The following is a 10,080-nucleotide window of genomic DNA, read 5'->3' on the forward strand; positions in this document are numbered from 1 at the left end:
GGGGGGGGGGGGCGTCGGATGCGGAAGCGGGCGGGAGGGCAGGCGGGAGGGCAGGCGGGAGGCCCGCGCTACGGTGGAGGTTGGTGAGGTGTTGTTCGCACCAGTCTTTGAAATCGGCGTCGTGGGTGATGCGTTGCCTGATGTCGGCGTCGCGCAGGAAGGTGCCGGTGGGGAGGTCAAGCGCAACCATGCGGCCAGGACCGAGGCGGCCAGACTCGGTGACTTTTCCGGGGAAGTCGTGCACGAGGCCGGCTTCGGAGGCGAGGATGACGTAGCCGTCGTCAAATATCTTGTAGCGGGCGGGACGGAGTCCGTTGCGGTCGAGGGCAGCGCCGATGGTGCGTCCGTCAGTGAAGACGATGGCAGCGGGGCCGTCCCAGGGTTCCATGATGCAGGCGTGATAGCGGAAGAAGGCGCGCGCTTCGGGGGTGAGGGTTTTGTCTTTTTCCCAGGCGGGGGGCATCATCATCATGATGGCGTGGCGCGGGTCGCGTCCGCCAAGCGTGATGGCTTGGAGGGCGTTGTCGAAGGTGGCGGAGTCGCTCATGCCGGGTTGGATGAGTGGCTTGAGGTCGTGGAAGCGTTCGCCCCAGACGCCGTACGCGGTGGAGTTTTCGCGGGCGCGCATGAGGTTGCGGTTGCCGCGGATGGTGTTGATTTCGCCGTTGTGCGCCATCATGCGGAAGGGGTGCGCGAGTTCCCAGGTGGGGAAGGTGTTGGTCGAGAAGCGTTGGTGGAAAATCGCAAAGGCGGTCTGGTAGAGCGGCGACTTGAGGTCGGGGTAAAATTTGGTGATTTGCGCGGGCGTGAGGAGGCCTTTGTAAACGATGGTGCGCGATGAGAAGGAGCAGATGTAGAGGCCGGTGAAGTTTTGCGCGTAGGTTTTGTTTTCGATGGTGTTTTGCGCGAGGAAGAGTTTCCGCTCGAATTCGTCGTCTGTAATGGATTCGTCGATACGGGCGACGAGGGCTTGCACGATGAGGGGTTGGGTTTCGAGGGCTTTGCGTCCGAGGCAGGAGGCGTTGACGGGGACGTCGCGCCAGCCAAGGAGGGCGAGTCCTTCGGCGTGTATGGAGTCAACGATGAGTTTGCGGGCGTTGATTTCGGTGTAGGCGTCGCGACGCGAGATGAAGAACATGCCCACGCCGAGGTCAGAGTCGCGCTTGAGGGTGGTGATGCCTTTGCGGGCAAGGTAGTCATTAAAGAGTGGATACGGAATTTGCGTGAGCAGTCCGGCGCCGTCACCGGTCACGGCGTCGGCGTCAATGGCTCCGCGGTGCGCAAGCGCCTTGAGTGCAGAGATGGCGCGGTTGACGACGTCGTAGGAGCGTTCGCCGTTGAGCTTGGCAATGAAGCCGACTCCACAGGCGTCGTGCTCTTGGTCGCGTTGGTAGAGGGGGGAGGGAATGATGTTGGCCATGGTCGGATTCGGATCGGAATGTGGTGCGAGGGACATGTCGGGCAAGTGCGTGATATTGGCGAAAAGGCGGCGGGAGGCGAGAGTTGGCGGAAAGTGGAAGACGGGAGGAGGCGGGAGTTGGCGGGAGTTGGCGGGAGGCGGCGGGAGGCGGGAGGCGGGAGGCGGGAGGTGTTGAGCAGGAAGTGTGCGCGCACAAAAAAGCCGGCTCATCGTATTTTCTGCGAGGCCGGCCGATCGGTTGTAAGTCGTCGTGGTGTAGGTCGGGTCTCGTCAGAGAAGCCGGATGGCTTTGGCGGGTTTTGTTTTTTTGACACGTTTTGCAACAAGGCAGCTTGTTGAGGCGAAAGCAGTGGCACCGCCTGGGTGCGACTCATCTAGGTGTGCTCCGGTTCTCATGTGCTGATTATATGTCAAAATGGACAAGGCTGCCAACCTGTAGGCGGAGAATTCCGACGTTCAAGCGAAACCTTCATCGTGAAGCGCAGCAATTTTTCGACCGTATTTCAGGTCGCAATAAAATAAGCTGAGCGAATTGGCAGGCTCGCGCATGGGAGCTTTGTTCTCCCGAAAACATGGAGGGGCTGAGTTTGTTCAGGGAACGCTGACAAGCGGAAGTGTTCCAAGATCAAGTTCAACCGGAGCATCGGCGGGTATGACAAAGCGCACGGTGGCAGCACCGTGATACAACGATTCGGGAATCGGATGTCCCCAGAGATCTTTACCGTGTTCTTTGCTCGAACGAATTTTCACCGTGTAGCCGCCGGGCGGAAGCTCCTCGCGAATACGACCCTTTCGAATCTGAACGTGGGTGAGCATTTTGTCCTTATCGGCAACGACGCCATCATCAGGGACAAGAGATGCCGTGATCGCCGGCATAAAAACGTCAGCGGGCCAGTCTGCTGGCGGGCGAAGTGCGAATGTGACTTCGGTGGTTTTGCCCGGCTTCAATTTAAGCACGGGAGCGTTGCCTATGTCCCATGCAATTTTCTGTTCCTCGATACCGGGAGCTTTCACGGAAAGCCTGTAATTGCCGAGCATGACAGCGGGGAGGGCAATCTTGTCAGCCACCGGAATTGTCAAAGAAGCATAATGACCATACCGACCAAAACCACCACCATTGTGCGCTTTCAACCCAACCTTTTCCGCGTCCTGAAGTTCAAGGCGGACAAACATCGTCTTCTCGGAGAATTCCTTTTTTTTGCGGGGCAAATCGATCTGCAACACAACAGGTCGGGCAACAATGGGAACGTCAGTGATGCCAGCGCCAGCATCCATGCTTTCGAAACGAGGATCGGGAAGGTGCACGCCAAAAAGCAACGAGATGTCTGCCCTGTCATGAACGGAGTATAGATAAATAGTAGCACGAGCATCGCCTACGTCGAAAAAGGGGGTTCTCGAAATCGTAAAGACACCATCCGCACCGGTCGTTACGCGGCCTGACGCTTGTCTTTTTTTTCCAACTGAGAGCGTCCACCCGATTTCCCGGCTGACCAAAGGCTGCTCATTGACAAGTAGACGATAACGGAAGGGCGCTTGCGCAGGGGGACGCACAACGGATTCTCCCAATTTGCCAAGCGCGAAAACCGCGGCACCAGCGATCTCTTCCACCGGATGGTTGACGAGAGTGCGCAACACAGGCGCGGTAACAGGGCTGTGCGCAATGACCAGCCAATCGATGACTCTGATGGTGTCCAGAACCGGCCCATCAGGGCGCACTTGTTCGACGATAAACTGCACCAGTTCCTCACGCAATGTATCAGAAATGTCGGTACGGACCGGTTTTCTCCAACAGAAATTATCCCTGCGATAATTGTCAGGACGCTCGTCCCGCGCGGCAGACCACGGGCGGCGGTCAAACCTCTCATCTGGTTTGGCAAAAAGAACCACCAGCGCCTCGGCATAGTCGAGTTGGGCACCAGGAGGCGCGAGACGTCCTTGTTCGAGCACGGGCCTGATCTCGTCGTCCACACTCGCATTTGCAAGGAGCAGATGAAGCGCGGCGCGACGACGATTATTGCCCGATAGTCCCATCTCACTATCGGCGCTCACAAGTGCCCCCATGCACACTTTGCGAGAACCGATACCGCAAACATTGAGAAAACGAAAAAGCTCTCCATGGAAGGAAACTGAATGAAAGAGAAATGGGTCGTATCTCAGAATGCGACGGGCCGCCTGGCTCATCTGACCGGACTTGACGGATGCGATGAATAGCGCCTCTGCCAGCACACTGTGAGAACCTCCAATGCCACCATCAAAATGCCAAGCGAGGAGATCTTCCGGCACCACCTCACGATCACCGGTTAGCAGATCACAAACAAGCCGCCAAAAATCGGCACGATCACTTTTCCCGGCATAATAACGAGGCAGGCGGGCTGTTTTGTCGGGTTCCTTTCGTCTCATTCGGTCAGCAGCAATCTCATCGGGAGTAAGAGTAAATAAACGCTGAAATAGTGTCCATGCCTCTACGTTTTCGGTGGAGAGTTTTTGAATCTTTTCAGGCACTTTCTCCCTTAGTTCAGGAAGCACAAGCGGAGGTGGCGTGGACGATTCCCCAGCCTCAAGCGTTGTCCGCAACCAGAGATGATAAAGAAAAGAAAACTCAGCTTCCATTAGATATGAAGGCTGCTCTTTACGGAGCAACATACGCGCCAACTGGGGGACCATGTCACGGGTACCTGTTGTCTCAGCAATATGCTGTAGAACCATATACAATCTCATTCCTATGTGAGCGTCTTCCTGCGTTTGCCGTAGTTCGACCAAGCGTTCGACAATTGCGAGGGTCTCCGCCTCATCAGGAAATTTCTTGGGCGCGGAATTTTGACTCTGCCGCAGCCCGCGCCGAGCAAGGGGAAATATCTCGGCGACCGCAGACATAAATTCCTCGTCAGGCAGATCCATCAGATTGCCTGACGAAGCGGCGGATTTAGCGGCGGAATTCGTAATCGTTCCCTTTTTTTCGCGAGGACCAGACAAGGATATAACACCAAAAATTGCACCAGCCAGAAGCGTCACACAGACGATCACTAAAAATACAAATCGAGAGAGCGAGGGGCGAGGTTTCATAATTCTATGAAATAAATGCAAAGACATCTCCCATCTCTGTCAAAAGTCATTCCGCCCCTACCCTGCGTGCTGCGCCTATTGCTCTCGCTGCTTCCGTTGCGACGATTGCAGGGAACCAACTAAAACCCAGCAGCGGCGAGTTGTTTGCGGATCACCTGCAAACCTTGCGCGGCCTCTGCGCACATGTCGGCGGCGCTGGGACTCCAGTGGCATTCGAGCGAAAGCGCGCCCGCGTAACCAGCGCGTTTGAGGGCGCGCAAGAATGGTCCGAAGTCGTCGCCCTTCACACCCGGCGCGCTGCGAATCTCGCACTCGGCGACGTGGGCGTGCGCGATCCAAGGACCGGCCTTGACGATGTCGTCGGGCGATTCGCCGTTGCGCAACATGTGGAAAATATCGACCAACAAGCGCACGCCCGGCCGGTTCACGCGCGCCACCGCCGCCGCGCCTTCGAGCACGGTGTTGACGAGGTTGCACTCGCCGCGGTTGAGCGGTTCGACGACCAGCACCACGCCGTGTTTCTCGGCGAGCGGCGCGCACACGCGGAGCGCCTCGACGTATTGCTCAAACCCCTCCGCCAAAGCAAAACCCTCCGGCACCTGACGCGCGCCGCCCGAACCAAAAACGATGTGACGAATCCCCACCGCCGCCGCACGCTGAAACGCCTTGTCTGCGTAACGCGCCAAACGCGCCGCATCCACCGCGGGTCCCGTGACCTTGAGGTCGCCGGGCAGGAAGCAATTCGCGGCCAGCGCCGGAAACGGCAGCGCGCCGGCCGTGCGGCCAACTGTGCTGCTCGCAAGCCCGAGTCCGGCGGCCTGCGCTTCGGCGGCGAACACATCATCGGCGGCCTCGGGTTTCAGCGAAGCCTGCACGTTGATCTCGACGTAATCGAAAGACGGAGCGGAGGAGTCGTTCCACGAAGCGATTTGGGACGGGGAAGCACAGATGCCGATTTTCATAATCCCTCAAAATACCGCCCGCTTCCCTATGGTGTCCATGACCGGGACGGGCACAGGCATGACATTTCCGCGCATGACGCGCCGCCGGTATTCGCTGCCCGCCACCGCAAAAACATCCTCAAAAAAAATCCGAAAAGAGAAACAAAGTTGACATTGTTCTTTTTAGATACATCTCTGACTCAATCTTCATCAGAAACGACCAAATTTCCCCTCATAATTAATCCTAAATCAAAGCGACCATCCTCACTGATGGCACATTGTATCTTTTAGAAATATCCAACCCGAACACCGCTCCACTTTCGCCGCTCCTCCCCCCCCCTCCCCCCGCTCCAGTCCTCAACACTCGCCACCCCCCGCCCTCTCCACTCTGATTCGCCGCCATGACCCGCGCGCTCAAGAAACAACCCAACGGCAGCCGCCACCTTCACGCCACCGACTTGCTCCGTCGCAAGCTCCTCACCGGCGAGGTGGCCGAGGGCGAGCAACTCATGCCCGAGTTGGAGCTTTGCCGCGAAATCAACCTCTCCCGCACCACCGTTCGCAAAGCCATCGCCGACCTCGTGGACGAAGGCCTCCTTGTGCGTTACCAAGGCCGCGGCACCTTTGTGAACATCCGCCGCACCCCCGCGCAAAAACGCCTCCTCGGCTGCATGATTCACCGCTCCGGGACCGAGACCCGCCCCAGTGCCTACAGCCTCCTCACGCAAGGCGCGGAAAAAGCCGCCGCCGAACTCGGCTACCAACTCGTCCTCGCCAACTCGCAAGACGACGCGCACAAGGCCATGGAGGAAGTCATCCGCCTCAACGAACTCAAAACCGTCGGCACCCTCGTCGTCCCTCCGCAAACCCCCACGTACCAGAAAACCGCCCGCGAAGTGGTTTCGGCACTACAACGCGCCGGGCAAAAAATTGTCCTCGTTGACACCCCGCCCATCGGGAACGGCCACGCCATCGAAGCCCCCTGCATCAGCAGCCAGAACCGCGAAGCCGCCTATGAGCTCACCCGTCACCTCATCCGCCTCGGCCACCGCCGCATCGCCTTCCTGACCAGCGTTCGCATCGGCACCGTGATCGAACGCGAAGAAGGCTTTCGCCAGGCCATGAAGGAACACGACCTGCCCGTGCCACCCGAGTATTTTCTCGAAGTCGCCGGCACCGATATTGCCCGTCAAGGCCGGCAGGAACTAGACGTGTTTCTTGCCATGCGCGAGCCCCCGCAGGCCATCGTGTGCCTGCACGATCTCATCGCGCTCAACGTCCTCAAACGCTGCGCCGAACGCGGCTGCCGCGTCCCTGACGACATTGCCGTAGCCGGGTTCGACGACCTCCCTCAATCCGCCGTCTGTCATCCCACACTCACTACGGTTCACCAACCGCTCTTCGAAATGGGCTACCGCGCCGTGCAAATGCTCGAGGCCCAGCTCAATGCTCCCGCATCCGCCGTCACGACCACATCAAGTAATGAGATAACAACTACAACAGCGACCGCTACCGAGCCCCCCCCCCCCCCCGCCACAGCCATTGCCGAGCGCCTCCCCTGCCGCCTCGTCATCCGCGAATCCTGTGGCGCCATGCCCCCATAACCCCCTGCCCCTCCCAACACCAACACTCTTCCATTCCCACGGGCACCCACCGAACCCGCACTCCGCCACACCACAATCCAGACCGCCAGATATTCCATTTCCCGTCCGACCGGGCCAACCGCCTCGATCGGCTTTGGCTTTGCCGTCCCATCAACCGGCCACCCAGCGATCACCACTCCTCGATAAACATCACCCACCTCCACACGCGTAACAAAAAAATGAATACGACCAAACCAGTCCTCGTCACCCTGCTCGCGGTTGCCACAACCGCCGCCGCCGCGCTTGCCGCGACGTCCGTCAACCTCCTCACCGACAACGCAACCGTTCGCGCCGCCGGCAACTACACCTACTACGCACGCGGCAACGGCGTTTACAGCGGATCGGACCCGGCTCCAGAAACCTACACACCCTTCACCCGAAAATTCTATCCTGGACCACCGCATACCAACGAAACAGGGACGGACAAAGGCGACAAACTCCGGGACGGCACCCGTTCGGACATAAGCGGCATCACGACCACTGCAGGTGACAAAATTCGCTTTGACGCCGGGGAACTCACGAACGGCGTAACAACGGGCGACCTTGTCGGCGGCTGGTGGGGCGTCACCGAAATCACCAAAACCACATGGACGCCCGAAGGCCGTTTCGACATCCTCTTCGATCTCGGTGCATCTTACGTCATTACCAGCATCGAAATCGTTTATTCGGACGCAGGCAGCCGGCGCTGGTCCAGCACCGCCGACATCCAAAAAGTTTACTACGCTGAAACTCTGGCCGGAACCTCGCCCGCCGAAAGCGATTTTGCATCACTATTCGGCAACGGCACCATCACTGCTGGGACCAGCGTAGGAACGCTCGCCATCACTCCCACAACCGGCACCTCTGTTGTTGCCCGTTACCTTGACCTCCGCCTCACCACGCAAATCGCCAACGGCAACACCGGTGCTTATGGTGGTTACCTCCACGAAGTCCGCATCTACGGCTACGAAACCGCTACCCCCTCCATCCCGGAACCCTCCACAACCACAATCCTCCTCGGTGCCATCACACTGCCCGCCAGTTTCATCCTGATTCAGCGTCGCTTCGCAAAAAAATAACGTCACCACACACACCTGCTAAAACGCGCATCCCGCATCCGATGAAAACCAACCCCAGCCCCAACTCCCGCCACTGCGCCACGCACCGCGCCAGCCGCCACGCCTTCACACTCATCGAACTTCTCACCGTCATTGCCATTATCGGCATCCTGGCCGCCATTCTCATCCCCACTGTTTCCACTGTCCGCAAGACCGCCCGAAAAGCCGAGTGCATCAGCAACCTCCGCCAGCTCTACGGCGTAGTCATCCTTCATGTGCATGACAATAAGGACTTTATGCCAATCGCCTTTGACAACGTCAATAGCCAAGGCTGGCGCTGGAGGATGACCGAAGACGGTTATCTCGACAAAAACACTGGGATTACCGGCTGCCCCGAACAAAGAAAAAGCCTGCCCGCCACGACCACCAATCCGCTCCGTGCCGCCACCTTCAGTATGAATCGCAACCTCTGCATAAGCCCACCATTCACGGACACCAAACCCCGCAAACGTTACACTCAAATCGCCACACCCAGTCGCACCTTGCTGATCTCCGACGGACGCAAAAATTCCGACGGCACTTACAACGAAACCGTCGCTGGCGAAAACTCGGAGCGCCCCAGTGCCGCGCATGGTGACGATGCAAACCTCCTCTATGCCGACGGCCATGTCAGCTCCGTGAAAATATCTGCCATCCCCAGTTGGAATGGAGACGACAAAGGCAAAATATTCTGGCGCGGCGAATAACCGCCTGGAGACCGCCATCTGCGGCAATCGCCGCCGAACACGTATCTGTTTTTTAATTACACACATATTTTCCATGTACCCGAACCACCCACTTTCCCGCATCGCCCTCGCGCTTGCGCTCACGCTCACCGCGATCCTTTCTGCCGCCCCTCCCCCCCCCCCTCGTCACCCACACCATCAACCTCGCCGCCAATCCCCCCGACAAAGCGCTCGAACTCGCGCCACTCCCCACTGCCGCGCTCACCCGGCTCAGCGCGCAACTCGAAATCCCCACCGAGCAAACCACCACCGCCACCGATTCCTCCACGACAACCCCCGCCAGCACCGCGCCCCAAGGCCTCCGCATCAAACCCCGCTGGGGAAAATTCGGTGCGGGCAGCATCCACCTCCCCAAAACCTTCCCACCCGGCCGCTACTCCGTGAAAGCCGTCCTCGTCAGCACCGAAGACGCCGCCGCCCGCATCGCCCTTTACGCCGTTCTCGACAACAAGAAGCAAATCCAGATCGCCGCCGCCCGCGGCATCCCCGCCGGCGAACACGCCAGCATCAATATCGAATTCTACGCCCCCTATCCCTTCTCCCGAATCGCCCTCAAAAAGATGGATGATTCCCCCAAAGCCTCTGACATCCTCGCCACCCTTGCCCTCACCGATCTCAGGCAAAGCGAAGACCCCTTCCTCTCCGCCTACCACCAAGTCCTCCGCCACCCCGCCCCTTGGAACCTCGCCAACCCCACCCTCACCACGCGCCTCGCCACCCATCTTGCCACGCCCCCCGCCGATCCCGCCCTTGCCGACACCCTTCGCAACACCACGCAACGCTGGCTCGACCAACGCAGCCGCGCCGCCGAACTCGCCTCCCAAGCCACTCACCTCCTCAACACAATTCGTATCCTGAAACTAGATACGCTCGCGCCTGATGCCCGTCACCTCACCGGCACCCTCGACGCCCACCGCGCCACTCTTGCCTCCCCTGCCATCCTCGACGAAACGGACGCCCACGCCCAATCCCTCCTCACCACCACACGCGACGCCCTTGCGGATCAAATTCACACCCTCCAACAAAAAACCGACACCCTCGCCAAAGGCATCACCCGTCCCGAAGCCGGCACCAACATCATCACCTGGCTCAAAAACTGGAATCTCATCTCCCAAGGCGACGGCAAAGAATACAGTGAACCCACCCCCTGGCGCGCCACCTTCCCCGACCGCTCCACCCTCAGCTTCCTCC

Annotated in this window: 6 protein-coding genes and 1 pseudogene; 4 read left to right on the forward strand and 3 right to left on the reverse strand. The window is 59.1% G+C overall.

Features of this window, described 5'->3' with window-relative positions:
• The 3 genes and pseudogenes from OBACDRAFT_RS08390 to OBACDRAFT_RS08400 form a co-directional block, all read right to left on the reverse strand.
• A pseudogene (locus OBACDRAFT_RS08390) lies at positions 1–1,630 on the reverse strand (hypothetical protein); the annotation flags it as partial.
• A 381-nt stretch (positions 1,631–2,011) separates the two neighbouring features.
• On the reverse strand, positions 2,012–4,483 hold the full coding sequence (locus OBACDRAFT_RS08395) for a COG1470 family protein (RefSeq protein ID WP_157836961.1): 2,472 nt from the start codon (positions 4,481–4,483) through the stop codon (positions 2,012–2,014).
• Between the two features lie 119 nt (positions 4,484–4,602).
• Entirely contained in the window at positions 4,603–5,445 is an 843-nt protein-coding gene (locus OBACDRAFT_RS08400; RefSeq protein WP_043584662.1) for a sugar phosphate isomerase/epimerase family protein, read from the reverse strand.
• A 380-nt stretch (positions 5,446–5,825) separates the two neighbouring features.
• Between OBACDRAFT_RS08400 and OBACDRAFT_RS08405 the strand changes: the two genes are divergently transcribed.
• The 4 genes from OBACDRAFT_RS08405 to OBACDRAFT_RS08420 form a co-directional block, all read left to right on the forward strand.
• On the forward strand, positions 5,826–7,028 hold the full coding sequence (locus tag OBACDRAFT_RS08405) for a GntR family transcriptional regulator (RefSeq protein WP_052361514.1): 1,203 nt from the start codon (positions 5,826–5,828) through the stop codon (positions 7,026–7,028).
• 218 nt (positions 7,029–7,246) lie between these two features.
• On the forward strand, positions 7,247–8,125 hold the full coding sequence (locus OBACDRAFT_RS08410; RefSeq protein WP_043584664.1) for a hypothetical protein: 879 nt from the start codon (positions 7,247–7,249) through the stop codon (positions 8,123–8,125).
• A 41-nt stretch (positions 8,126–8,166) separates the two neighbouring features.
• Entirely contained in the window at positions 8,167–8,850 is a 684-nt protein-coding gene (locus tag OBACDRAFT_RS25145; RefSeq protein WP_052361515.1) for a type II secretion system protein, read from the forward strand.
• A 113-nt stretch (positions 8,851–8,963) separates the two neighbouring features.
• A partial coding sequence (locus OBACDRAFT_RS08420) for a hypothetical protein (RefSeq protein WP_043584666.1) occupies positions 8,964–10,080 on the forward strand: 1,117 nt, incomplete at its 3' end.

It is taken from the genome of Geminisphaera colitermitum TAV2 (genome assembly GCF_000171235.2).
Taxonomy (GTDB): Bacteria; Verrucomicrobiota; Verrucomicrobiia; order Opitutales; family Opitutaceae; genus Geminisphaera; species Geminisphaera colitermitum.

What these genes read in the sequence shown, in the direction of transcription:
- OBACDRAFT_RS08410 (WP_043584664.1), top strand. Translation starts at nt 7,247, where the DNA reads ATGAATACGACCAAACCAGTCCTCGTCACCCTGCTCGCGGTTGCCACA.
- OBACDRAFT_RS08405 (WP_052361514.1), top strand. Translation starts at nt 5,826, where the DNA reads ATGACCCGCGCGCTCAAGAAACAACCCAACGGCAGCCGCCACCTTCAC.
- OBACDRAFT_RS08400 (WP_043584662.1), bottom strand. Translation starts at nt 5,445, where the DNA reads ATGAAAATCGGCATCTGTGCTTCCCCGTCCCAAATCGCTTCGTGGAAC.
- OBACDRAFT_RS25145 (WP_052361515.1), top strand. Translation starts at nt 8,167, where the DNA reads ATGAAAACCAACCCCAGCCCCAACTCCCGCCACTGCGCCACGCACCGC.
- OBACDRAFT_RS08395 (WP_157836961.1), bottom strand. Translation starts at nt 4,483, where the DNA reads ATGAAACCTCGCCCCTCGCTCTCTCGATTTGTATTTTTAGTGATCGTC.